26 protein-coding genes and 1 tRNA gene are annotated in these 23557 nt (G+C 62.8%); 20 read left to right on the top strand and 7 right to left on the bottom strand.

The features are described 5' to 3' along the window. Positions 1-8: 8 nt before the first annotated feature. Positions 9-806, bottom strand: coding sequence for an MBL fold metallo-hydrolase (locus AC13C2_RS03985; protein ID WP_482886008.1), 798 nt, complete (start codon positions 804-806; stop codon positions 9-11). Positions 807-893: 87 nt separating this feature from the next. Then, positions 894-2678, bottom strand: a complete 1785-nt coding sequence (locus AC13C2_RS03990; protein WP_482886009.1) for an SLC13 family permease — start codon at positions 2676-2678, stop codon at positions 894-896. Between the two features lie 166 nt (positions 2679-2844). Between AC13C2_RS03990 and AC13C2_RS03995 the strand changes: the two genes are divergently transcribed. The 5 genes from AC13C2_RS03995 to AC13C2_RS04015 all read left to right on the top strand — a co-directional run bounded on the left by AC13C2_RS03995 (position 2845) and on the right by AC13C2_RS04015 (position 6700). Beyond that, entirely contained in the window at positions 2845-3588 is a 744-nt protein-coding gene (locus tag AC13C2_RS03995; protein ID WP_092763173.1) for a YebC/PmpR family DNA-binding transcriptional regulator, read from the top strand. 74 nt (positions 3589-3662) lie between these two features. Continuing rightward, complete coding sequence (locus AC13C2_RS04000) at positions 3663-4313, top strand: DUF998 domain-containing protein (RefSeq protein WP_482886010.1); 651 nt, start codon at positions 3663-3665, stop codon at positions 4311-4313. Between the two features lie 130 nt (positions 4314-4443). Then, the gene (locus AC13C2_RS04005; RefSeq protein WP_482886011.1) at positions 4444-5037 is read left to right on the top strand and encodes a LysE/ArgO family amino acid transporter; all 594 of its coding nucleotides are present in this window, start codon (positions 4444-4446) and stop codon (positions 5035-5037) included. Positions 5038-5077: 40 nt separating this feature from the next. Next, positions 5078-5974: a DMT family transporter gene (locus AC13C2_RS04010; RefSeq protein ID WP_092763167.1), complete on the top strand. Its 897-nt coding sequence runs from the start codon at positions 5078-5080 to the stop codon at positions 5972-5974. A gap of 69 nt (positions 5975-6043) precedes the next feature. Further along, the gene (locus AC13C2_RS04015) at positions 6044-6700 is read left to right on the top strand and encodes a thermonuclease family protein (RefSeq protein ID WP_482886012.1); all 657 of its coding nucleotides are present in this window, start codon (positions 6044-6046) and stop codon (positions 6698-6700) included. 51 nt (positions 6701-6751) lie between these two features. Here AC13C2_RS04015 and AC13C2_RS04020 read toward each other — a convergent pair whose 3' ends face one another. Together AC13C2_RS04020 and AC13C2_RS04025 are read right to left on the bottom strand one after the other, a co-directional pair. Beyond that, complete coding sequence (locus tag AC13C2_RS04020; protein ID WP_092763163.1) at positions 6752-7210, bottom strand: SRPBCC family protein; 459 nt, start codon at positions 7208-7210, stop codon at positions 6752-6754. Positions 7211-7613: 403 nt separating this feature from the next. After that, positions 7614-8828, bottom strand: coding sequence for a multidrug effflux MFS transporter (locus tag AC13C2_RS04025; protein WP_092763161.1), 1215 nt, complete (start codon positions 8826-8828; stop codon positions 7614-7616). A gap of 232 nt (positions 8829-9060) precedes the next feature. On the opposite strand from AC13C2_RS04025, the gene AC13C2_RS04030 reads away from it, so the two are divergent. The 11 genes from AC13C2_RS04030 to AC13C2_RS04080 all read left to right on the top strand — a co-directional run bounded on the left by AC13C2_RS04030 (position 9061) and on the right by AC13C2_RS04080 (position 17302). Further along, complete coding sequence (locus AC13C2_RS04030; protein ID WP_482886013.1) at positions 9061-10593, top strand: acyl-CoA carboxylase subunit beta; 1533 nt, start codon at positions 9061-9063, stop codon at positions 10591-10593. Beyond that, the gene (locus AC13C2_RS04035) at positions 10590-10949 is read left to right on the top strand and encodes a hypothetical protein (protein WP_245737587.1); all 360 of its coding nucleotides are present in this window, start codon (positions 10590-10592) and stop codon (positions 10947-10949) included. Before AC13C2_RS04030 ends, AC13C2_RS04035 begins: the two co-directional genes overlap by 4 nt. 13 nt (positions 10950-10962) lie before the next feature. Then, positions 10963-11733 (top strand): hypothetical protein, encoded by a 771-nt coding sequence (locus AC13C2_RS04040; protein WP_092763159.1) that lies wholly within the window; start codon positions 10963-10965, stop codon positions 11731-11733. Positions 11734-11790: 57 nt separating this feature from the next. Beyond that, positions 11791-12054 carry a DUF7218 family protein gene (locus AC13C2_RS04045; protein WP_092763157.1) on the top strand — a complete coding sequence of 88 codons (264 nt, stop codon included), beginning with the start codon at positions 11791-11793 and terminating at the stop codon, positions 12052-12054. Between the two features lie 22 nt (positions 12055-12076). Beyond that, positions 12077-12463 (top strand): DUF6497 family protein, encoded by a 387-nt coding sequence (locus tag AC13C2_RS04050; RefSeq protein WP_092763155.1) that lies wholly within the window; start codon positions 12077-12079, stop codon positions 12461-12463. A gap of 118 nt (positions 12464-12581) precedes the next feature. Continuing rightward, positions 12582-12713, top strand: coding sequence for a hypothetical protein (locus AC13C2_RS04055; RefSeq protein ID WP_281243220.1), 132 nt, complete (start codon positions 12582-12584; stop codon positions 12711-12713). A 363-nt stretch (positions 12714-13076) separates the two neighbouring features. Continuing rightward, positions 13077-13214, top strand: coding sequence for a hypothetical protein (locus AC13C2_RS04060; RefSeq protein ID WP_175495866.1), 138 nt, complete (start codon positions 13077-13079; stop codon positions 13212-13214). 81 nt (positions 13215-13295) lie between these two features. Then, positions 13296-13697, top strand: coding sequence for a hypothetical protein (locus AC13C2_RS04065; RefSeq protein ID WP_482886014.1), 402 nt, complete (start codon positions 13296-13298; stop codon positions 13695-13697). Between the two features lie 499 nt (positions 13698-14196). Further along, positions 14197-14391 (top strand): hypothetical protein, encoded by a 195-nt coding sequence (locus tag AC13C2_RS04070; RefSeq protein ID WP_092763151.1) that lies wholly within the window; start codon positions 14197-14199, stop codon positions 14389-14391. A 108-nt stretch (positions 14392-14499) separates the two neighbouring features. After that, complete coding sequence (locus tag AC13C2_RS04075; protein ID WP_482886015.1) at positions 14500-16497, top strand: acetyl-CoA carboxylase biotin carboxylase subunit; 1998 nt, start codon at positions 14500-14502, stop codon at positions 16495-16497. 4 nt (positions 16498-16501) lie between these two features. Next, positions 16502-17302, top strand: coding sequence for a hypothetical protein (locus tag AC13C2_RS04080; RefSeq protein ID WP_175495865.1), 801 nt, complete (start codon positions 16502-16504; stop codon positions 17300-17302). A gap of 97 nt (positions 17303-17399) precedes the next feature. Here the strand turns inward: AC13C2_RS04080 and AC13C2_RS04085 are convergent, their stop codons facing one another. Beyond that, positions 17400-17876 (bottom strand): DUF4174 domain-containing protein, encoded by a 477-nt coding sequence (locus AC13C2_RS04085; RefSeq protein WP_092763147.1) that lies wholly within the window; start codon positions 17874-17876, stop codon positions 17400-17402. A gap of 165 nt (positions 17877-18041) precedes the next feature. Here AC13C2_RS04085 and AC13C2_RS04090 point away from each other — a divergent pair, with 165 nt between their 5' ends. From AC13C2_RS04090 to AC13C2_RS04100, 3 genes are all read left to right on the top strand, one after another. Continuing rightward, entirely contained in the window at positions 18042-18992 is a 951-nt protein-coding gene (locus tag AC13C2_RS04090; protein WP_482886016.1) for a hypothetical protein, read from the top strand. Continuing rightward, positions 18937-21084 (top strand): methylmalonyl-CoA mutase, encoded by a 2148-nt coding sequence (gene scpA / locus AC13C2_RS04095; protein WP_482886017.1) that lies wholly within the window; start codon positions 18937-18939, stop codon positions 21082-21084. The genes AC13C2_RS04090 and scpA overlap by 56 nt, the downstream gene beginning before the upstream one ends. A gap of 71 nt (positions 21085-21155) precedes the next feature. Beyond that, positions 21156-21230: transfer RNA gene (locus AC13C2_RS04100), tRNA-Gln, on the top strand. Here the strand turns inward: AC13C2_RS04100 and AC13C2_RS04105 are convergent. Further along, positions 21216-21878 carry a recombinase zinc ribbon domain-containing protein gene (locus AC13C2_RS04105; protein WP_482886018.1) on the bottom strand — a complete coding sequence of 221 codons (663 nt, stop codon included), beginning with the start codon at positions 21876-21878 and terminating at the stop codon, positions 21216-21218. The two genes, AC13C2_RS04100 and AC13C2_RS04105, sit on opposite strands and share 15 nt — an antisense overlap. Between AC13C2_RS04105 and AC13C2_RS04110 the strand changes: the two genes are divergently transcribed. Next, on the top strand, positions 21847-22404 hold the full coding sequence (locus AC13C2_RS04110; RefSeq protein WP_482886019.1) for a hypothetical protein: 558 nt from the start codon (positions 21847-21849) through the stop codon (positions 22402-22404). The genes AC13C2_RS04105 and AC13C2_RS04110 overlap by 32 nt on opposite strands. On the opposite strand, the gene AC13C2_RS04115 is transcribed toward AC13C2_RS04110, so the two are convergent. Continuing rightward, positions 22353-23540, bottom strand: coding sequence for a phospholipase D family protein (locus tag AC13C2_RS04115; RefSeq protein ID WP_482886020.1), 1188 nt, complete (start codon positions 23538-23540; stop codon positions 22353-22355). The two genes, AC13C2_RS04110 and AC13C2_RS04115, sit on opposite strands and share 52 nt — an antisense overlap. Between the last annotated feature and the right edge of the window lie 17 nt (positions 23541-23557).

Genomic DNA, 23557 nt, shown 5'->3' on the forward strand with positions numbered 1-23557 from the left:
CCCGAGCGTCAGTCATCCGGCAGTTCGATCGTCATGCCGTCATGGGCGGGGACGACGGTTTCGGGGGTTTCCGCCATGACGGTCGCGTAGTCGAGGTCGAGATGCATGTTGGTCAGAATGCCGCGCCGGGGCTTCATGCGGTTGATCCAGGCAAGCGATTCCGACAGCGACAGATGCGACGGGTGCGGCGTTCGGCGCAGGGCATCCAGAACCCAGACGTCGAGATCGGATAGCAGCGCCTGCGCTTCGGGCGGAATGACATTGACGTCAGGCATATAGGCCAGCCCGCCGATGCGCAGCCCAAGGGCCTCGATCTCTCCGTGGCCGACCCTGATCGGGTGCAGGGTGATCGGCCCGCCCGCGCCCTCGACCTTGACCGGCCCCGACAGGGAATGGCGCGACAGGATCGGCGGATAGCTGGACCCGGGCGGCGTCTGGAAGGCATAGGCAAAGCGTGTCGACAGGTCGGCCCAGGTCGCGTCGTCGGCCCAGATGTCCAGCATCCGGCGCTGGTTGATGACGATCATCCGCAGGTCATCTATCCCGTGGACATGATCGGCATGGGCATGGGTCCAGACCACGCCGTCCAACTGACCGACGCCCGCATCCAGAAGCTGCTGGCGCATGTCCGGAGAGGTGTCGACCAACACCCGCGTCCTGCCGTCCGGCGTGATCCTCTCGACCAGCATGGAGCAGCGGCGTCGGCGGTTGCGCGGATTGGACGGGTCGCAATTGCCCCAGTGGCCCCCCAGCCGCGGAACCCCGCCGGAGGAGCCGCAACCGAGGATCGTGAAGCGCAGCGTCATGCCTGCTTCATGCGCCCGGCGCGGGGCGGGGGCAAGCCGGTCGCGGTCGCGGTGTCACAAATTTCCGACTGCGCCATCGCCCCAACCTCAAAGCGGCCAGAAATAAAGCGTCGCGGGCAAGGATACGGCAAGGATCACGACTGTCAGCGGCAGACCCATCTGCCAGTAGTCGCCGAAGCGATAGCCGCCGGGCCCAAGGATGAGCGTGTTGTTCTTGTGGCCGATGGGCGTCAGAAACGCGCAGGACGCCGCGATCGCCACGGCGATCAGGAAGGCATCCGGGTTCACGTCCATCGCCCGCGCCATCGAGATGCCGACGGGGGCGGCCACGATCGCGGTCGCCGTATTGTTCAGCACCGCCGACAGCACCATCGTCACCACCATCAGAAGCAGCATCGCCATCCAGGCCGGTTGTCCCTTCGTCAACACCAGCAGCCATTCGGCAATCAGCTTGGTGCCGCCCGCCGAGTCGAGCGCCGCGCCCAGCGGGATCATCGACCCCAGCAGGACGACGACCGGCCATTCGACATGGTTATAAAGTTCCTGCAAGGGCACGATGCGGGTCAGGACATAGGCGACGACGACAACGCCGAGCGCGACTGTCAGGTCGACAAGACCGAAACTGGCGGCAGCCACGGCCACCGCGAAGAACCCGACCGACGGCCAGATCTTCTTGTTATCGGTCACGGCAAGACCACGGTCGGCCAGTGGCAGCGCGCCCAGCCAGGTCACCATTTCCTCGGCCGAGTCGGTGGGAACCAGCAACAGCAGAATATCGCCCGCCTTGATCGTTTCGCGGCGCAAACGGTCGGTGATGCGCCGCCCCCGACGCGAGATTCCCATCAGAATCGTGCGCTGACGCCATGCCAGGCCGATGGCCTGCGCCGACTTGCCGTTGATGCGGCTGTCATCGCGGACCACGACTTCGATCAGGCTCAGACCCTGATCCGCCGCTTCCAGCATCGTCATGCGGCGATCATCGGTGAATTCGAAGGATTCCGCCACGCGAAACTCGTCCAGTTGCTCGGGCATCGCTTCGAGGATCAGGGCATCGCCCGCCTCCAGCACGACATCGCGGGACGTTCCGAACATCCGTCGCCCATTGCGCAGCAGGCCGATGATATGCACCCCGATCTCGTCGCCCGTATCATAAAGATCGCCGACGTGCGCGCCGACGCGGGCGTTGCCCTCGGGCACGGTCAGTTCGGCGACGTAATGGGCCTTTTCGTTCTCGTTCAGCCCGCCCTGCGCGTCGCTGTCCCCCATTCCGGGGATCAGCCGCCAGCCGACAAGTGCCACGAAGATCAGCCCCGCCAGCGTGGTCACCAGGCCGACCGGTGCGAAGTCGAACATCGCAAAGCTCTCACCCAGCTGGTCCCTGCGGATGCCCGCGATAACGATGTTGGGCGGCGTGCCGATCAGGGTGATCGTGCCGCCCAGTATGGTCGCGAATGACAGCGGCATCAGCGTCCGACCGGGCAGGCGGCCTGCCTTGCGCGCGGTGGCGATGTCCACCGGCATCAACAGCGCAAGCGCCGCCACGTTGTTCATGAACGCCGACAGGATCGCGCCGATTCCGCCCATGATGGTGATATGCGTCCCGGTGCCGCGTTTCGCATCGACCAGTGTGCGCGTGATCAGCAGCACCGCGCCAGACCGCACAAGGCCCGCCGACACGATCAGCACCAGCGCCACAACCAGCGTGGCAGGGTGGCCGAAGCCCAGGAATGCGTCCTCCTTGGGAACGACGCCCAGAATCACGCCCAGCAGCAGCGCGGAAAACGCCACGATGTCATACCGGAACCGGCCCCAGAGCAGCATGGCAAAGACGCCCCCGAACAGGGCAAACAGGATAATCTGGTCGGTTGTCATGCAGGTGTCCGTTCCGATCTGGGTATCCCCGTCTAGGACGGACCGAAGGGAACGCGCAAATGCCTTGTCGGGTTGCGCCGACCTGAAATTCCGTCCCGGCTTGCCGCCACCCTTGCCGGGGCGGTATAGCGGGCCGCAAACAAACCTCAAATTCCGGAGAGACCCCATGGCAGGCCATTCCAAATGGGCGAATATCCAGCATCGCAAAGGGCGTCAGGACAAGATCCGCGCCAAGCTGTTTTCCAAGTTGTCGAAGGAAATCACCGTTGCTGCCAAGATGGGCGACCCCGATCCCGACAAGAACCCCCGCCTGCGCCTCGCAGTGAAAGAGGCCAAGCAGCAGTCGGTGCCCAAAGACGTCATCGCGCGCGCCATTGCCAAGGCGTCGGGCGGCGACGCGGAAAGCTATGACGAGATCCGCTACGAAGGCTACGGCCCCAATGGCGTTGCTGTCATCGTCGAGGCGATGACCGACAACCGCAACCGGACCGCCTCGTCCGTGCGCTCCACGTTTTCCAAGAATGGCGGCAACCTGGGCGAAACGGGCTCCGTCGGGTTCATGTTCGACCGCAAAGGACAGGTCGTCTATCCCGCCAGCGTGGGCGATGGCGAAACCGTTCTGATGGCCGCGATCGAGGCCGGGGCAGAAGATGTGGAGAGCGACGAGGAAAGCCACGTCGTCTGGTGCGCCGATACCGATCTGAATGCCGTGTCGACCGCGCTGGAAGAGCATCTGGGCGAAAGCGAATCCACGAAACTGGTGTGGCGCCCCACCACCACGACCGAGTTGGACCTGGACGGCATGCAATCGCTGATGAAACTGCTCGATGCGTTGGAAGACGACGACGACGTGCAGAATGTCACCGCCAATTTCGAGGCCAGCGACGAGGTCATGGCGCAACTGGAGTAAAGGCCGGGGAACCAGTCCCTTTTCTGGTCGTTGTTCCGGCACCTGCGGTATGTCCGCGACCGGAGGAGACGACCATGCAGGCCAGAGATTTTTCCGATCAGCCCTATGTCCCCCTGCCGGAGCATTCGCACATTCTGCGCGGTATGGCCGTGATCGCGATTGCGGGCATGGTGTTGTTCTCGCTGTCCATGCTGATCGCCGATTTCGCGGTGCCGGACCATAACTGGGTTTCCGACACGATCAGCGATCTGGGCGCGGGGCGGTACGAATTCATCGTCGACGCGGGTATTTATTCCTATTCGGCCGCGCTGATTGCCTGCGCGGTTGGTGCGGCCCATGCGCATCTGGGCGGACGCGGCTGGACCACGGGCATCTATGGACTGATCCTGGCTGGGCTGATCGTTTTCCTTGTCGGTGCACGGGACGAATATGGTGACAGCGATTCCGAGGGCGTGGTGATCCACACCTATCTGGTCTGGGGTCTGTGGGTTCTGTTTTCGGTCGTGCCCTGGGCGATGTCGGCGGGTGCGGGTGTGGTTTCGCGCCGTCTGGAACTGACCTGCAAGGCAGTCACGGTTCTCTGGCTGCCGTTGGCCCCGGTGTTCTTTTTCATGCCCGACAACATCGACGGACTGTATGAACGCGGTCTCGGTGCCCTGACGTTTGTCTTCGTCGCAGCCATCGCTCTGACGTTTCTGGGGCGGGCCAAGGCAATCGACGCATGAGAGGGCATACCGGCTGATGCAGTGCCCAAACGCGGACGGCGGCGGTCCGGGCACTTGTGGCAGAGCGTTTCCTGACTTCGCATAACTTCCCAGTTGCGCAAGTCCAGTCCGTGTGGTCCTTCCGCCCGCTATGACTTCGTTCCTCTCCGGCTTCGGCCTTGGCCTTTCGCTGATTCTCGCCATCGGGGCACAGAACGCTTTCGTGCTGCGCCAGGGGCTACGCGGCGAACATGTTCTGGCTGTCGTTCTGACCTGCGCGCTCTCGGATACCCTTCTGGTGGCGGCGGGGGTCGCGGGCTTCGGCATACTTGTCGAGACGGTGCCCTGGATCGTGCCGCTGTTCCGCTGGGGCGGGGCGGCGTTCCTGATCGTCTATGGCGGACGGGCGGCGCTGGCGGCATGGCGAGGCGGCAACTCCTTGCAGGCGGCGGCGGCGGCGGGCGGGTTGCGCCGGGCCGTGACGATCTGCCTGGCACTGACCTGGCTCAATCCGCACGTCTATCTTGATACGCTGATCCTGCTGGGCTCGATCTCGACGCAGGCGGCATCGCCGGTAATGTTCGGGGTCGGGGCCGTCGCATCGTCCTTCGCGTTCTTCTTCGCGCTGGGGTATGGCGCGACGCTGTTGCGCCCGGTGTTCACACGTCCCGTCGCCTGGCGCGTTCTGGACGGGCTGATCGCCATCGTCATGTGGTCCATCGCCATCAGCCTGCTGCGCGGATGACGCGCTTGCGGACGGCCCGCGCCCGGCCCATGGATTGCGGATGAAAATGCCATCGCATCCGATCCAGGGTATTCTGTGGATGATTTCCACGGGCCTGTGCTTCATCGCAGTAACCGCCATCGTCAAATATGCTGCGCAGGATTTGCCTGCGGCCGAGGCGGCATTCCTGCGCTATCTTCTGGGGCTGGTCTTTCTTCTGCCTATCGCGCGCACTTTGCTGGCAACGCGCATATCATCGCGCGATCTGAAATTCTTCGCGGCGCGCGGTCTTGTGCATACGCTCGCCGTGATCCTGTGGTTCTATGCAATGACACAGATCCCGATCGCCGAAGTCACCGCGATGAACTACCTGAACCCGGTCTATGTCACTCTGGGTGCAGCGATCTTTCTGGGTGAAACGCTTGCGTTGCGTCGCATTCTGGCGGTGGTCGCGGCGCTTTTGGGGGTGGTGGTCATCTTGCGCCCCGGCTTCCGCGAGATCGAGACGGGGCATCTGGCGATGCTGGCCACCGCAGCGTTGTTCGGCGCGTCCTACCTGTTCGCCAAGCCGCTGTCGGGGCGGTATTCGGCGACGATGGTGGTGGCGATGTTGTCGGTGACGGTTACGGTCGGACTGGCCCCTTTCGCATTCGCCGTCTGGAGGACGCCCACGGTCGCCGACCTGGGCTGGATGTTCCTGGTCGCGGCCTTCGCGACGGCGGGACATTATACCATGACCCGGGCTTTCGCGGCGGCCCCGATTTCGGTGACCCAGCCGGTGACGTTCCTGCAGATGGTCTGGGCCGTCCTGCTGGGCTGGGCCTTTTTCGCGGAGCCCCCGGACGGGTTCGTCATCCTGGGCGCGTTGATCATCATCGCGTCGGTCAGCTTCATCGCATGGCGCGAAGCGCGGCTGAAGCGAGGGGTGACGCCGCCGCACGTGGCGACGAAACACTAGTCCGCGATATTAACCATATATTAACTTTTCCGCTTGGCACGGCGTCGTTTTGGCGGCATCTGAGCGACTATGTTCAGACTTTGTTCACTTCTCGTCCTGCTCGCCGCACCCGCCCTGTCCGCTGAATTCACCGGACCGATCCGTGTCGTCGATGCGGATACCTTCGATATCGGTTGGCGCGAAAACATCCGCCTGATCGGGATCGACGCCGCCGAGGACGCGCAGACCTGCACCAACGCCGATGGCGCGGTTTTGGCCTGCGGTCAATTTGCGACCGAAGCGGCAAGGGCGCTCTATCAGGGACGGCAGGCAACATGCCGATGGGATCAGACCGACCGTTACGGTCGCCCTTTGGCCGTCTGCGAGGTTGGTGGAACGGACGCCAACGCCGAGTTGGTGCGTCTTGGGATCGCGCGCGTTTACCGGCAGGATCGGACCTATTTCGAGGAACAGAAAGAGGCGGTGCTGCTGTCACGCGGCCTCTGGGCCTATGACATGATCGATCCAGCGGCATACCGGGCGGAACAACGTGCCATGCGGGCCAGGGCGAACGCGCCGGATGGCGCTTGCACGATCAAGGGCAACATCAGCGGCAACGGGCGCATCTATCACCTGCCGGGAAGCCCGGCATACGGTCCCACGCGCATCGACGAACGTCGGGGCGAACGTTGGTTCTGCACCGAAGACGAGGCGCGTGCCGCGGGCTGGCGCCCAGCCAGATTTTAGCCTTTTCAGAGAGTTGAGGGATAAACCTCATGTAAGGTGTGCATATCGCGGTCAGGCTTTATCGGCAGATCCGCCTTCGACCTCATTCTTGAAATTCTCGAAGAACGCGTCTGCCATCTTGGCCGAAAAACTGTCGATCAGGCGCGAGCCGAGTTGCGCGATCTTGCCGCCAACCTTGGCATCGACTGCGTAAGACAGTTCGGTTCCTTCCGGCACTTCGGTCAGCCGCACGTCCGCCCCGCCCTTGGCGAACCCCGCGACGCCGCCCTTGCCTTCGCCCGCGATGCGGTAACTTTCGGGCGGTTTCACGTCCGACAGTGTGACAAAGCCTTTGAAGGTCGCCTTCACGGGGCCGACCTTCTGTTTCACCACGGCTTCGAATCCCTCTTCGGGTGATCCGGTCAATTCCTCGCAGCCGGGAATGCAGGCTTTCAGGGTCGCGGCGTCGTTCAGTCTGGTCCAGACGACCTCGCGCGGGGCGGCGATCAGGCGGGTTCCGGTCAGTTCCATGATATCCTCCGATTTAGAATTCAGCGTTGCCGTAAAGGCGTCGTGCTCACAAGTCGTAAGGCAGGATTCCGCGATCGTCCGGGTCGATTTCCAGTGACAGTTCCAGCGATGCAACGGCGCGCTGGTGATACGTTATACATTTGCAGATCGGGCACCTGTTCCAGCGATGCAGCGAAGTGTTTGGCCTGACGCATCGCCTGTCGACAAATTATCGTTATAATGAAATAAAATAGGAAATTTTTCCTATTAACAAGGTAATATTATCGCAATAATGCAAGCCTTGCATCCGGCCTATCTGGTCCAGGCCGCTCCGTACGCGCATCTCGCGCAGATTTGTCCAGCGTAGAATTTCCTGACGGCAGGCTTCTATGCCAAGCGCTTCAGCAGGCGTTGCAACCGGATGTCAGGCGGACAACATGCGGGTTCGGCGGATCGTCAGCAAGATGGCGACAACGCTGCCCGATCCGGACGCGACCATCAGCGCAATCAGCGGCAGCGCGCCGCCACCGAAGCCCAGAACCCAGCCTGCCACCGCTGAAAGGGCGGCACCGCCACCGATCATGATGGCCCCGCCAAGGCCTGACGCAGTTCCGGCAAGATGCGGTTTGACCGACAGCATGCCGGCGGTCGCGTTGGGAATGACCAGACCGTTGCCGAGGCCGACAAAGGTCATGAAGCCGAAGAAGACATAATGCGACGTGAACCCCGACAGCGTGATGATAGCCAGCATGGTCAGGCCGCTGACTTGTCCGATCGCTCCCCACAGGATCATGCGATCAATGCCTATTCGTTGCGAAAACCGTCCGGAAATGCCGTTGCCGACAAGATAACCCAGTGCGGGCGCTCCGAAGTACAGGCCCAGCGTTTCGGGCGACATGCCGAACACGCTGGTTCCGACGAAAGGTGCGCCGCCCAGATAGGCGAAGAATGCACCGCTGGCGAAGGCGGATGCGGCGCAATAGCCCCAGAACCGGCGCGATGTCAGAAGATCGGGGTATTGGCGGACCTGATCGGCGAAAGTGCCGCTGGACGGGGGGGCGGTCTCGCCCAGATCGAAATAGGTCAGCAACCAGAGCGCAACGCCCACGATCAGCAGCAGCCAGAAGTTCGATTGCCATCCGAACGACGCCTCCAGCACACCACCGACGGCGGGACCGATCATCGGGACGATGGACATGCCCATGGTCACATAGCCCAGCATCGAGGCGGCCTTGTCCTGCGGATATAGATCGCGAACGATGGCGCGTGACAGAACCATGGCGACGACGATGGCGGCCTGCGCCATGCGGAAGGCCAGAAAGACCTCGACCGTGGTGGCCATCAGCGCCCCGAGTGTGGCCAGCATGAACAGCACGATGCCCGACAGGATCACGGGGCGGCGACCATAGCGGTCCGACAGCGGCCCGACGAACAATTGCAGAACTGCGTTGATGCCGAGGTAAAGGCCGACCGACAACTGCATGACGCCATAGTCGGTGGCGAAATATTCGGACATCGCGGGCAGGGACGGCAGGAAGACGTTCATCGCCAGAGTCGACACGCCGACCAGCGCCACGAGCGTCAGGATATGCGGCGGCGTGCGCGTCGCACCGCGGGATGTTTCGGTCAGTATGGCCATTGGGTGTCGCTACGCCTTCATGCCGATCTTGTCTGCACCTGCAAATGCACAGGCGGGTGTGCAGGGCCGCCGTGATGCAGGATATGGGGCAGTTGATGGCAGAGACCCGTCGTGTCGCATAATATTTGCAGATCGTGCAATCGAGCCTTTTCGGGCTATGCAAATGTGCCAGATCGGCCTTTCCGAGCCGCTTGGCAGCGTCTATGCCGGGAGCGACAGGGAGGGCGACCCAATGAAGGACATTCTCGAAGAGCTGGAGAACCGCCGCGAACAGGCGCGGATGGGCGGCGGCGAACGGCGGATCGCGGCACAGCACGGCAAGGGCAAGCTGACCGCGCGCGAGCGGGTGGAGTTGCTGCTGGATGACGGGTCGTTCGAGGAGTTCGATACTTTCGTCGCACACCGCGCCACCGACTTCGGAATGCAGGACGACCGGCCTGCGGGCGACGGCGTCGTCACCGGCTGGGGCACTGTCAACGGGCGGCTGGTATATGTGTTCAGTCAGGATTTCACCGTCTTCGGCGGCAGCCTTTCGGAAACCCACGCACAAAAGATCTGCAAGATCCAGGACATGGCGGTCCAGAACGGCGCGCCGGTGATCGGGCTGAACGATTCCGGTGGCGCGCGCATTCAGGAAGGTGTCGCATCGCTGGCCGGATACGCCGAAGTGTTTCAGCGCAACATCGATGCCAGCGGCGTGATACCGCAGATCAGCGTCATCATGGGGCCCTGTGCGGGCGGGGCGGTTTATTCACCGGCGATGACGGACTTCATCTTCATGGTCCGCGACAGCAGCTATATGTTCGTGACCGGGCCGGACGTGGTGAAAACCGTCACCAACGAGGTGGTGACGGCCGAGGAGTTGGGCGGCGCAACCACCCATACCCGCAAGTCTGGCGTGGCCGATTGCGCCTTTGAAAATGACGTGGAGGCGCTGGCCGAGACGCGGCGTCTGATCGACTTCCTGCCCCTGTCGAACCGCGAAAAACCCCCTGTGCGTCCGTTCTTCGACGATCCGGACCGGGTGGAAACCAGCCTCGAGACGCTGATCCCCGACAATCCGAACGCGCCCTATGACATGGCCGAACTGATTACCAAACTGGCGGACGAAGGCGATTTCTTCGAGATCCAGCCCGATTTCGCCAGGAATATCCTGACCGGGTTCATCCGTATCGAAGGCCGCACTGTCGGCGTCGTGGCGAACCAGCCGATGGTGCTGGCCGGATGTCTGGATATCGACAGCTCTCGCAAGGCGGCCAAGTTCGTGCGGTTTTGCGATGCCTTCGAAATTCCGATCCTGACGCTGGTGGACGTGCCCGGCTTCCTGCCCGGCACGGCGCAGGAATACGGCGGCGTCATCAAGCACGGCGCGAAACTGTTGTTCGCCTATGGCGAGGCGACGGTGCCGAAAGTCACGCTGATCACGCGCAAGGCCTATGGCGGGGCCTATGACGTGATGGCGTCGAAACATCTGAAGGGTGATTTCAACTATGCCTGGCCGACAGCGGAAATCGCCGTGATGGGGGCGAAAGGCGCGGTCGAGATCCTGTATCGGAGCGAGTTGGGCGATGCCGACAAGATCGCGGCACGGACCAAGGATTACGAAGACCGGTTCGCCAATCCGTTCGTGGCCGCCGAAAAGGGGTTCATCGACGAGGTTATCGTGCCGCGCAATTCCCGCAAGCGGATCGCACGGGCCTTTGCATCGCTGCGGACCAAGCGGCAGGAGCGGCCCTGGCGCAAGCATGATACGATTCCCCTTTGAATAACGGGACGTGGCAATGGGACAAGCGCGGCTGGCACATATCGGACGACGGGGCGACCTATGTCGTGACACGGTGTTTGCCGGCAAAATGGGATATTTTCGCCGAGACGCGTCTGCCCGACATGGGGCGGCGCAGGCTGGCCCATGCGGTGCGGCAGGATCTGTGGCGCATGTTGCAGCGTCTGCGTGGCTATGCGCCCATCGTATCGGTAACGCGGGCCGGGCAGGGGGTGCATCTGCGGGCGGGCGGGTCGGTCGCTGGGTCGGTGCCGCCGGGTGTGCAAGCGGAGATTGCCGCGATGCTGGTGGACCCGGCCATGCGCGCAGCCTGGCAGCGCGCGGCGGGTCACCGCTGATGGAAACTGGCGCATGACCTCCGACGCAGCAAGCCCCGCGCGGATCGAAGCCGCCTGCGACTCGGCCGAGATTTCCGGTCTCGACGTGTCGATGTTCGACACGCGCGACCATGTGAACCTGATCCTGCAACGCTCCGAAGTCCTGTGGGACGAGACGCGACCGGGCCGGGCGGTGCGCGCCTGGGTAAACGGCGATGCCGCCCCCCTGATCGCCATCGCAGAACGGCGGGGCGACGACATTGCCCGGCGCACGGCGGCAGTGGCCTGGCTGGAGTGGCGCGACATGCTGTATGCGCTGGTGCGCCGGAAACCGGGTTCGATTGCCGATATCGGTTGCGGTTACGCGATGGCCGACCTGTTCGCGCACCGTGATCTGGGCGCACGGCTTGTTCTGATCGACATCGAGGAGGCGGAGGAGCGCCATTTCGGATTTGCCGAGACCGGCGCGGCCTATACGTCGCTTGACCGGGCCCGGGCGTTTCTTGAGGCGAACGGTGTGCCCGCGCAGGCGATCGAAACGGTCAATCCACAGTCGCAGGACCTGTCGAAGACCGCATCGGTCGATCTGGCCATGTCGATGCTGTCCTGCGGCTTTCACTACCCGGCGGCAACGTATTCCGCGTTCTATGCGGATGGTGTGGCACCGGGGGGGGCTGTCGTGCTGGACGTCCGCACCCGGAAGGCGGCCCAGGAGCGTGCGGTGCTGGAAGCCGTCGGCCCGGTCGAGGAAATTGGACGCGGGGCGGCGCATCTGCGACTTCTCGCCAGGAAGGATGCCGCATGATCGAACGCATCGGAACCCGTGCCTCTGTGGCTGTGTTTCCTTGGAAAGGAGGGCGTCATGGCAAAAAACCACGGACCCAGCATCAAGGACGATGCCACCTACGAGGCGCTGCGCGAGGATGGCGCGTCGAAGGAAAAAGCCGCGCGCATCGCGAATGCGCAGGCCAATTCGGACATGCAGCCGTCGAAGAAGGGCGGACAGGCGCCGCCTTACGAGACATGGACGAAGGACGACCTTTATGCCCGCGCGCAGGAACTGGAGATCGACGGTCGGTCGAGCATGTCCAAGGACGAACTGATCGACGCGTTGCGCAATCACTGACCCGAGCGACAGGGGCCGGGTCATGATCCGCGTTGCGGCCCTGTTGTTGGCTGTTGCAACGCCCGTCGTGGCGCAGGAGACGATCCCTTCGGGTCAGGCGCTGGTGTTGTGGGAGGTGATGTGGGAACGGATCGAGGGCGGCGGCACGCAGGCCGTTCTGCGCTTCATCGCGCCCGGTGTGGCCCGCGAGGGCGGCACCGTGGGTCCCGAGGCAGCGCTGACCGATCTGGACTGGCTGTGTGCGACGCACGCAGTACCTCTGTCCCGGCTTCCGGCTGCGCGGGCAGATTCGGTCGTGATCACGATGATGGACCGACCGGTGCCGCGCGGGGTGACTGACCCCGACGCAACGCAATATTTTGGCCTTTATACCATCGAAAACGGCGAATGTTCGCCGGAAGACTACTGATGCGGGTATTTTTTGTTATTGGCATCTTGCGGGAACCGATTTCCGTTGCCATGGGTTTAGCGATAGGGACCGCGCAACAATTGTGTCACAAGTTCCCTCGTTTCGACAGGAGAGACCAATGCAGAAGATCATTAAACTCGTCGCCGTCATGGGCATCACCGCAACCCTGGGCGCCTGCGCCTCGCCTGCACAGGAAGAAGAAGTGGTCTTCGTTCCGGTTCAGCCCGAGCCTGTCACCGGCAAATTCTGATTCAACGCCTGCCGCAGCCCGGACATCGTCCCGCCTGATCGAGCTGGTGTTAAAACGGTCGGACCCGCGCCATGTCGCAGGTCTGGCCGTTTTTTTGTTTGGGTCGAAAGGCTGGGCGCCGATAGTCCGGGTGGCGCCGCCGACACGGACTTCTGTTTCCGATCCGACCGCAAGCCCGTCCTGCCGCCTTATTGATGCCACTACGCCACAAGCCTTTGGCGCAACTGGGGCATTTCTGGGGCACCCGTATCTAGCTGTGCATCAATCTGATAGGTTTTCCACAGGCTGCACCAACGCGGCCAGCATCACGGGCGGCGCAGGGATCGTACTCCTTGCACCGCCCGTCAACGTCAGGAGACCTGAATGTCGAGAATTGTCAAAGTTGTCGTTTCTTTCACAGCGCTGTCGACCCTGTGGGCCTGCAGCGCCCCCCAGTCCGAAGAGATCGTTATCATCGAACCCGCGCCCGTCGTGGTCGAGCCGGTCAGCGGCAAATTCTGATATCGGTACGGGGCGGAAGCAGACTTCCGCCCCGGCGTTCCGAACCGTCCGTCCGTTCCTCAACTTTTCAGGAGAGCGGACATGCTGAAGCATCGCGGCTTTCCCGGTCGTCTGACCGGCACCGATTTCCAGTTCACGATAAGACGCGCCAATCCGCGCGGCGTCACGCCGATCACCCGGAGGGAACGGTTTCGAGACCGCAAATCCGTCGACCGCGCTGCCGATCGTGCGTTTCTCAAGGCCCTTATCGACCACTTCGGGGATGCACCGTTCGAACGGGGCAATCTGGATGCCGGGCGCTTGTCCTGGCTGTTCGGGCGCGAGGTGATGGCCGCTGAAGACCCGTTCGACCCGGCGGATTACGATGCCTTGCTGCGCGTCGACCTGGCGCGCGCCGAAGCTGCATTTCCCGATATCTTCACGACCGAGGCTCCGACCGACTGGGATGCCGAGGACGAGGACTGGTCCGAGGATCACGGGTGAGCATCTTCCCGCCGAAACCCGTTGCCGTTGGGCAATCTCGTGCCGAACGGCAGTCGTCGTTGAATTGGCACTATGCGGATGGTCGTTCAACGGGCAGCGTGGCTGTGTGTTCAGGCTTACCACTTCGACATACCGAAGATTTGCCGGAACGCGAGTGGAACCGTACCCCTTCCCCTCCCGGACGGTGCGTTCGCCTTTGTGGCGGGGCATCGTCCGGACCTTCTTTTCCCCCCTTACGATCGGCGAGGACGGGTTTCGGAGACCAGAGGCGGCGTGCACCCATACAGGTAAAAACAGACTGCGCAGGAGTTTTCAGCCGTCATTTTCCATCCATCGGGTCACCGGCCATCGTGCCGGACCGACTCCTGTGGTTTGCAGGGCTCCCAGAGCCCGGCATGACGGAAATCCCACACCGAATTTTTCAAATTTTCGAATGTTATCGCTATTCCAAATGGAATATCGTTCCTTTCGCATACCGTAACCTAACCGGAGTTAATCTATGCAACGTGTCATCATCCTTCCCGCCCTGGCGCTCGTCGTCGGACTGTCTGCCTGCCAGCAAGGCAGCGATTTCGAGCGTGCCGCCATCGGCGGTGTCGTCGGCTGTGCCGTCGGCGAGATCATCAAGGACGGCAACTGCATCGCGGGCGGTGCCATCGGTGCCGCTGGCGGCGCGTTGGCCAACGACTTCTGATCTGCGGCCCCTCGCGGGGCACTATCACATGACATTGGGCTGTCCGGTCATTCGACCGGGCAGCCCTTTGTGTTTTCAATCCGGCATCAGACCGGAGGGGGAGGGACCATGTTCAAGAAAATCCTGATCGCGAACCGGGGCGAGATCGCCTGTCGCGTCATCAAGACGGCACAGAGGATGGGCATCAAGACGGTGGCCGTCTATTCCGATGCCGACCGCAACGCCCTGCATGTGCGAATGGCGGACGAAGCGGTGCATATCGGACCGCCGCAGGCCAACCAGTCCTACATTGTGATCGACAAGATCATGGATGCGATCCGGCAGACCGGGGCCGAAGCGGTCCATCCGGGCTATGGCTTCCTGTCAGAGAACCCCAAGTTCGCGCAGGCATTGGAAGCCGAGGGCGTTGCTTTCATCGGCCCGCCGGTCGGTGCCATCGAAGCGATGGGCGACAAGATAACGTCGAAGAAGATCGCCCAGGAGGCGGGCGTCAGCACAGTGCCGGGCCATATGGGTCTGATCGAGGATGCGGACGAGGCAATCCGGATTTCCGGCGAGATCGGCTATCCGGTGATGCTCAAGGCCAGCGCAGGGGGCGGTGGCAAGGGCATGCGGATCGCATGGGACGAATCCGAGGTCCGCGAAGGCTTTCAGGCATCGAAGAACGAGGCGGCGGCATCGTTCGGCGACGACCGGATGTTCATCGAGAAGTTCGTGACGCAGCCGCGGCACATCGAAATTCAGGTGCTCTGCGACACTCATGGAAACGGTGTCTATCTGGGCGAGCGGGAATGTTCGATCCAGCGCCGCAACCAGAAGGTCATCGAGGAGGCGCCGTCACCCTTCCTTGATCCCGACACCCGCAAGGCCATGGGTGAGCAGTCGCTGAAGCTGGCGCAGGCGGTGGGCTATGCCAGTGCCGGCACGGTCGAGTTCATCGTGGACGGCGACCGCAACTTCTACTTCCTGGAGATGAACACGCGCTTGCAGGTAGAACACCCCGTGACGGAGCTGATTACCGGCGTCGATCTGGTCGAGCAGATGATCCGCGTGGCCTATGGCGAAAAGCTGAGCCTGACGCAGAACGACATCAAGCTGACCGGCTGGGCAATGGAGAGCCGTCTGTATGCCGAAGATCCGTATCGCGGGTTCCTGCCGTCCATCGGACGACTGACGCGGTATCGCCCGCCCGAAGAGCTCGTGACCGATCTGCACGTCGTCCGCAACGATACCGGCGTCTATGAGGGCGGCGAAATCAGCATGTATTACGACCCGATGATTGCCAAGCTGTGCACATGGGGGCCGGACCGGGCCGCGGCCATTCAGGCGATGCGCGACGCGCTGGACGGCTTCGAGGTCGAGGGGATTGGCCACAACCTGCCGTTCCTGAGCGCTGTCATGGATCATCCGAAGTTCATCGCGGGCGAAATGACCACCGCTTTCATCGCCGAGGAATTTCCCGATGGGTTCGACGGTGTCGCCCTGCCGGGGGATCACCTGAAACGTATCGCCGCCGCCTGTGCCGCGATGCACCGCGTGGCCGAAATCCGGCGGACGCGGGTCTCGGGGCGGATGGACAACCATGAACGCAAGGTTGGGGCTGACTGGGTCGTATCCTTGGGCGGTCAGACGTTCCATACGCATATTCAGGCTGACAGGAACGGAGCGGACGTCACCATCGGCGACACCACCCTGCGCTGCGAGAGCCTGTGGACGCCGGGCGACTCGCTTGCGCGCGTGTCGGTCGGGGGCGAGGTGATCGTGCTGAAGGTGGGGAAGATCACCCAGGGCTTCCGTATCCGCACACGGGGGGCAGACCTGAAGGTCCATGTTCGCACGCCGCGGCAGGCCGAACTGGCCGCGCTGATGCCCGAAAAGTCATCGCCCGATACCTCGAAGCTGCTGCTGTGCCCGATGCCGGGGCTGATCGTGCGCGTCGATGTCTCCGAGGGCGACGAGGTGCAGGAGGGTCAGGCGCTGGCCGTGGTCGAGGCGATGAAGATGGAGAACATCCTGCGCGCCGAGAAGAAGGGCCGGGTATCCAAGGTCAACGCGTCGGCTGGCGACAGCCTTGCCGTGGACGATGTGATCCTGGAGTTCGAGTGACGCCTTGGATGGTCTGCTGCGCATAGGTTTCGGTCCGCTTCTGGTCCTGATCGCGGTTCTGGCAGGCGTGCTTTACGCGGCTTTGTATCTGGGTCGCGGCGCGGGCCCGTCGCGCCGGGTGATCCTGTCGTTCCTGATCCGCGTCTTTCTGCCCATCGCGATCCTTCTTGGTCTGCCGCTGGTTCTGCTGGGGCAGGTCGTCGTCTTGGAAGAACGGCTTTGGCAGGCGCTGATCGCGGGACTGGTGATCGCAACCGGTTGGCTGGCCACGGCCATCTTTGCCGAGATAGAGCGCGCGGCGCGCAAGGCGGAACGCACGCGCGATTTTCACAAGGCGCTTTATGCGGAAGTGCTGAACACGCGGGAGGCACTCTGGGGCAAGGGGCAGGCCGAAGATCAGGGCCAGGCCCTGCTGGAGCGGATGGAGCATGACCCGACCTTCACGCCGTTCATCCCGCGCGAACAGCATGATCGTGTCTTTACCGCGCAGTTGGAGCATATCGACGTTCTGCCCCGGCAGACGATCGACGTCGTGGTCGCGTTCTACAGTCAGGTTGCAGCGATCGCCGCCCTGGTCGAGGACATGCGAGGCGAAAGGTTCCAGCAACTGGATCAGCCGCGCCGGATTGCGATGGTCGAGGATTATCTGGAATTACGGCACCGCACGTTCGTTATGGGGCGAAACCTGCTGTTGACGATAAATGCCTACGCCGAGGGTGGCGCGGCCAAGGCCGAAGCGCTTTCGAAACAGATCAATAACCCGGTCGTGGACCGGACCGGCCCGGCAGGCCGGGGTAGGGATTGAACGGGATGTCGTTGTCGTCGCGTTCCATGACACGCCCTCCGGTTGCGATTGACCTTAATATGGGGCCGATCCGTCGAATCCGCAACTCCGGTGGCCTTTATCGACTGCGGCCGATTTCTTGTAGGCGGATCGGCATCTTGTCGATGGAGCGAGACAACTCGCGCACCGTCCAGGGCAGGGGTTTGCGCAATTTGATCTGTCCGTCCTTGCCAATCAGCACAAGCATGAAGCCGCGCGGGCGCAGTTTGGTCCGAATCTCGGACGCGGCGGACGGGTCGGTGTCGGTGATCAGAATGACGTCCCGCTCGATCAACCGGGGCAATTCGGCGAGCAGTTCGTCCATCTGGTCCTCGAATGACGGGTCGCGGGGGGAATTGGCAAAGACGACGACGGGTCGCGCGATCCATTGCAATTCGGCAAGATCGACGTCGGCAGCGTCGAAGACCTGGCCCGGATCTTCGGCCCATCGTTCCAGCAGGGACTGCGCCTCGGCTGCAGTCGCCGGAATGCCCGCCATCAGCAGGGAAAATGCCGTCATTGCGGTCAGGATCGGGCGGGGAAGTCTGGGGCGCATGCGTCTCGTCCGTTATGATTTCATAGATATAGGCATGACAGGGCGCATGGCGAAGGATTTGCGTGATAGATCATTCCAATTAGCTGCAAATGCAACGCTTAACCGGATAGCAGGACACCCTGCGGCAGAAGAGGGGCCATGATGAAAGGAACTGTCATGCCCCGAATGACGCGCACCCCCCCGATTACGCTGCATCCCGGCGCGCATCGAACGGGCACGTCGACCCTACAGCGCCTGCTGTCGCGTAACGCGGAACAACTTGCCTCTCGCGGTGTCGCGGTCTGGGGGCCACGGCGAACGCGCGATGGCGGCCTGTTGTCGGGTGTGATGGGCGATCCGGGACGCGCCAGCGCCTATCGCGACCTGCAGGCCCATCGCGCAGCCGGGCGGGTCGCAATGCATCGGACGACGATGGCCGGTGACGGCATTTCCCGGCTTGTCGTGTCAGACTGCAACATGCTGGGCAGTTTGCGCGAAAATCTTCTTCTGGGCCGACTGTACCCGACAGTCTCGGCGCGGATGGAGCGTCTGGGCGCGGTATTGCCGGGCGTCGATCACGTCTCGCTGTCGATCCGCAGCCCCGATGCCTGGTGGACCAGCCTGTTCGCGCACCTGATGACGCGCGGGTTCGCCCCCCCGGATCGTGCCACCATCGATGCCGTGCTGAAGGCGCGGCGCGGCTGGCGGCAGGTCGTCTGCGACGTTGCCGACGCGTTGCCCGATGCGCGTCTGACGGTCTGGACGCATGAAGATATGGCTGCCCGTCCCGCCGATGCCTTTGCGCAACTGACGGGAACGATGCCGGAAACGCGCACTGCGCCGGTTCTGAACGCCGCGCCCTCCTGCGCCGATCTGCAGGTGCGCCTGCGCGACGAGGGCTGCCTGACCGTCCTGCCGCATGTCGCTGGGCACTATGCACCCTTCACCGCCGACGAACGTGCCGAATTGCGCGGTCGGTACGATGATGATCTGATCTGGCTGCGCGATGGTGCGGGCGGGCGGATCGTCACGCCTTCCCAAGCCCTCGCAGAAGTGCTTTTCCGTGACAGGAGATCGAGACATGGCCCCTTCCGAAAAACAGACCGACGACAGGACCAGATGGGCGCAGCAGGCTGAGAACGAACTGCGGAACAGGTCGCTCGACGACCTGACGTGGAAAACCCTCGAAGGTCTGGACGTGTCGCCGGTCTATACCGCCGACGATCTGGCGGAAGTCGATCATCTGGGCAGCGTTCCTGGCGAGGCACCCTACACCCGCGGCGTCAAGGCCACGATGTATGCAGGTCGTCCTTGGACCATACGGCAATACGCGGGCTTTTCGACGGCCGAGAAATCCAACGCCTTCTATCGCCGGGCGCTGGCCGCCGGGCAGCAGGGCGTGTCGGTCGCCTTCGATCTGGCGACACACCGCGGATACGACAGCGATCACCCCCGCGTCCTGGGTGATGTAGGCAAGGCGGGCGTGGCTATCGACAGCGTCGAGGACATGAAGATCCTGTTCGATGGCATCCCGCTGGAACAGGTATCGGTCAGCATGACGATGAACGGCGCGGTGATCCCGGTTTTGGCCAGTTTCATTGTCGCAGGCGAAGAACAGGGCGTGCCCCGGTCGGCCCTGTCGGGCACGATCCAGAACGATATCCTCAAGGAGTTCATGGTGCGGAACACCTATGTGTACCCCCCGGAGCCTTCGATGCGGATCATCGCGGATATCATCGAATATACGTCAGACGAGATGCCGAGGTTCAACTCGATCAGCATCTCCGGTTATCACATGCAGGAAGCGGGCGCGAACCTCGTGCAGGAGCTGGCGTTCACCTTGGCCGACGGGCGCGAATACGTCCGTGCCGCCATCGCGCGCGGCATGGACGTGGACCGCTTCGCCGGGCGGTTATCGTTCTTTTTCGCGATCGGCATGAACATTTTCATGGAGGCGGCAAAGCTGCGCGCCGCACGTCTTCTGTGGCACCGTATCATGTCGGAATTCGAACCGAAGAATCCCAAGTCATCGATGCTTCGGACGCATTGCCAGACCAGCGGTGTCAGCCTGCAGGAGCAGGACCCCTATAACAACGTCGTACGCACCGCCTACGAAGCGCTGGCCGCCGTACTGGGTGGCACCCAGTCGCTGCACACCAATTCCTTTGACGAGGCGATTGCCCTGCCAACCGAGAATTCCAGCCGGATCGCGCGGAATACGCAGTTGATTCTGCAAGAAGAAACTGGCGTAACCCATGTCGTCGATCCGTTGGGCGGAAGCTACTATGTCGAAAAGCTGACGCACGACATGGCCGAGGCAGCATGGAAGCTGATCGAGGAAGTCGAGGCAATGGGTGGCATGACCAAGGCGGTCGCCAGCGGTATGCCCAAGTTGCGGATCGAGGAGTCGGCTGCCACCCGGCAGGCCCTGATCGACAAGGGCGACGAGGTGATCGTCGGCGTCAACAAGTACCGGCGCGACACGGAAGATCCGATCGACATCATGGATATCGACAACGATGCCGTGCGGGCAAGCCAGGTCGCCCGACTGGATCGCATCCGCGGCAGTCGCGACCAACCCGCATGCGATACAGCGCTGGCCGAAGTCGAGCGGCGCGCGCGCGAAGGCGGTAACCTGTTGGAAGCGGCGGTCGAGGCCGCGCGCCATCGTGCCAGCGTAGGAGAGATAAGCATGGCGATGGAAAACACGTTCGGCCGACACCGCGCCGAGGTAAAGACGCTGGCCGGGGTTTATGGCGCGGCCTATGAGGGCGACGCCGGTTTTGCCGCGATCCAGAAGGATGTCGAGGATTTCGCCGAAGAAGAAGGCCGCCGCCCCCGGATGCTGGTCGTCAAGATGGGGCAGGACGGGCACGACCGCGGGGCCAAGGTCATTGCCACCGCCTTTGCCGACATCGGATTTGACGTCGACGTCGGCCCCCTGTTCCAGACCCCCGAGGAGGCCGCGCAGGATGCCATCGATAACGATGTGCATGTCGTGGGTATCAGTTCGCAAGCTGCAGGGCACAAGACCCTTGCCCCCAAACTGATCGCCGCTTTGCGCGAAGCCGGGGCAGGGGAAATTATCGTCATCTGCGGCGGTGTGATCCCGCAGCAGGACTATGATTTCCTCAAGGCTGCGGGCGTGGCTGCGATCTTCGGACCGGGCACCAACATCCCCGCAGCAGCGGCGGATATCCTGTCGCTGATCCGTACGATGCGGACCTGACGGAAAGAGGACGCACAGCGGGATTTTCCGCTTGCGGCCCAAGGGTCACTCAACTATTTCACGCCGCACGTTGGGGCGTGGCCAAGCGGTAAGGCAACAGTTTTTGGTACTGAAGATCGTAGGTTCGAATCCTACCGCCCCAGCCAAATCTCGTTTTTTGAGGAATTGAGGCCGCTTCCCGCACTTGAGCGGGCGGCAATGGCCGTGGTTTCCGCCAAGAGATCAAAGGGTTGGCGGAAGGTGGCGACCACCTCCCCATCCTCCCAAGAGCAGTTCGAAAGTACGAAGTTGAGCAGGCGGCGCTTTTCGCGGGCGGGCTGGCGTTCGAACAGCGCCTGAGCATTGCGGGCAAGTTCGAGAATCCGGATGCCCTCGTCCATGTAGGACTGCTCGGCCTCCTCGTGGCGATCGATGTCGCGCTGCAAGCGCCGCTGTTCCTCTCGCCATTCGCCCGCCATCTTGTCGAAGAAATCGCCCCCGATCTTGCCGTCAAGCTTGTCGACATACATGGCGCTGATCCGCTCGCCGAGCCGCCTGTGCTCGGCCTGGAGCCGCTTGATCGCTTCCTCGTGCTCGTGGCGTTCGTCCGCATGGCTGGCGTGCAGCGCCTCGCGCACCCAGTCCAGAACCTCGTCGTCGAACCGAAGCCGGCCAAGCATGGCCGTGAACTGCTGCTCCAGAACCTCCTCGCGCACATACTTGCGGCGACAGGAGGCGGGCTCGCCCCGGCATTTGTCCGCGTAGCCGGTGCAGTGGTAGTAGATGTATTTCTGCTTCTTGATCTCGCCGACCACCGAGCAGCCGCAGCGCGCGCAAGCGATCCGCATCTCCGGTATTGTAGGTCTTGAAAGACACAATATTCGGCGCCCAACTTTGCGGGACGGGAATCCAGTCGGCCTCGGCGAAGAAGAACGGCTGCGTCAGGATACGGCAGCCAATCTCGAAATCGCTCCGATCGCCCGGATCGGCCCGTCGGTATCGCGCGATCCGGGCGCGCATCTCTTGCGCCGATCGAGCCCCGTTCGCCTGGCCAAAGGCTTCCCAGGCCAGCGAACACGGGAGCGCATTGGCGTAGGCGAAGATGCCGCCGCCGACGATCACGTTGCGCGGCGCATGCAGTTTGAACAGGAACAGCTCGCCCGGCTGGAGTGCGCGGAAGTTGGCAGCCGACGGCGCCCAGAAATTAACCTCGCCGAGGTCCGGCTGCCGCCGCAGCATCTCGAACCAGTCCCCGTCGGTGACGGCGATGACGAGGTTGATGCCCATGGTCAGCCACCGTCTTCTGGCGCGACATCCGGCAGCAGCGGCCAGTCCAGCTGATCGAGCGTGTCCTGGGGCACCATGCCATGTTCGTCGAACGCCGCCTGAAGCCGTTCCCCGAGCCAGGAAAATCCCTCCGCTGAAAGCTCGACGGCCGCCTGTTGCCGGTATGCCTTTCGCGGGTCGGTGTTGCCTTCGCCGCGCAGCGTATTGCGCTGTGTCGGGGCGAACGATTCTGCGCCCAGCGTGTCCATCAATTCGTTCAGGGAAACGCCGTTCTCCATCCTCCCGGCGACAAACTCAGCATGATGGACGCGGATGTATCGCGGCCATTTTTCCTTCCACGGCCTAAGCGCGATGTCGGCCGCCGTTGCATCGTCCCGTCCCGGCTGATGCCTCATACCGACGGATCGTCCGAAAATGCGAATATCGTTCGGGTCACGGGTCAGCCTTGCGATAAAAATGATGGCGTCTTCCTCAACGCCGCTTGGCCGCTTCGAGGCGGGATAGGCGACAGCCCAGTGGCAGCCCGCCCGTTCGATTTCCTCGATAGTGGTGAACGACAGCGGCACGCGATTGTCGCCTTCCCCCAGAAACTTTACGAAGGCCTGTCGCGCATCGGCCATTACTGTTGGCATCCGAACCGGCGGCGGACCGGCACCACCGGCATCGGCACCAAAATCTCCGAGACCGGTCTGGCTGCTCGGCCGTCCGCCCAAGGCGCGGTGGCGAGTGACTACTTCCTCCCATGCATTGAGCTGACCGCGAGAAAGGTTGCTTGCCCCGCGCTGCCAAAGATCGTCGAAGTAGGCCCGGCATGTCGCGATGATAGGCGCATCATCGGTCACCAGGCCGAACTCGTGATTGCTGTCCAACGCCGCCTTCGTGAGATTGGCCGAGGTGACAATCGCCCGGTTCCCGAACAGGTAGAGCTTGGAGTGGAGCTTCCGGACGCCCCGCACCTGCGCACCGGCATCTAGCAGCATCCGCAGAGCCGCGATGTCGCTTACGCCATCAGCAAAGTCGACAAGGTTGAAACGGGTGATGACCTGAATGCTGGCGGGGTCAAGGGAAAGAAGGCGGTCAAGCGCGCCCGCCTTGATGAACGGGCAGATAAACCGAAATTCGCTGGTGTCCGCGCGCAAAGCTGCGGTCAATTCCGCGCCCCACCCCGCATCGACCAGCCGAACCGTCATCTCAAAGTCTTCCTTCT

The organism is Jannaschia sp. L-14R, from assembly GCF_056857695.1.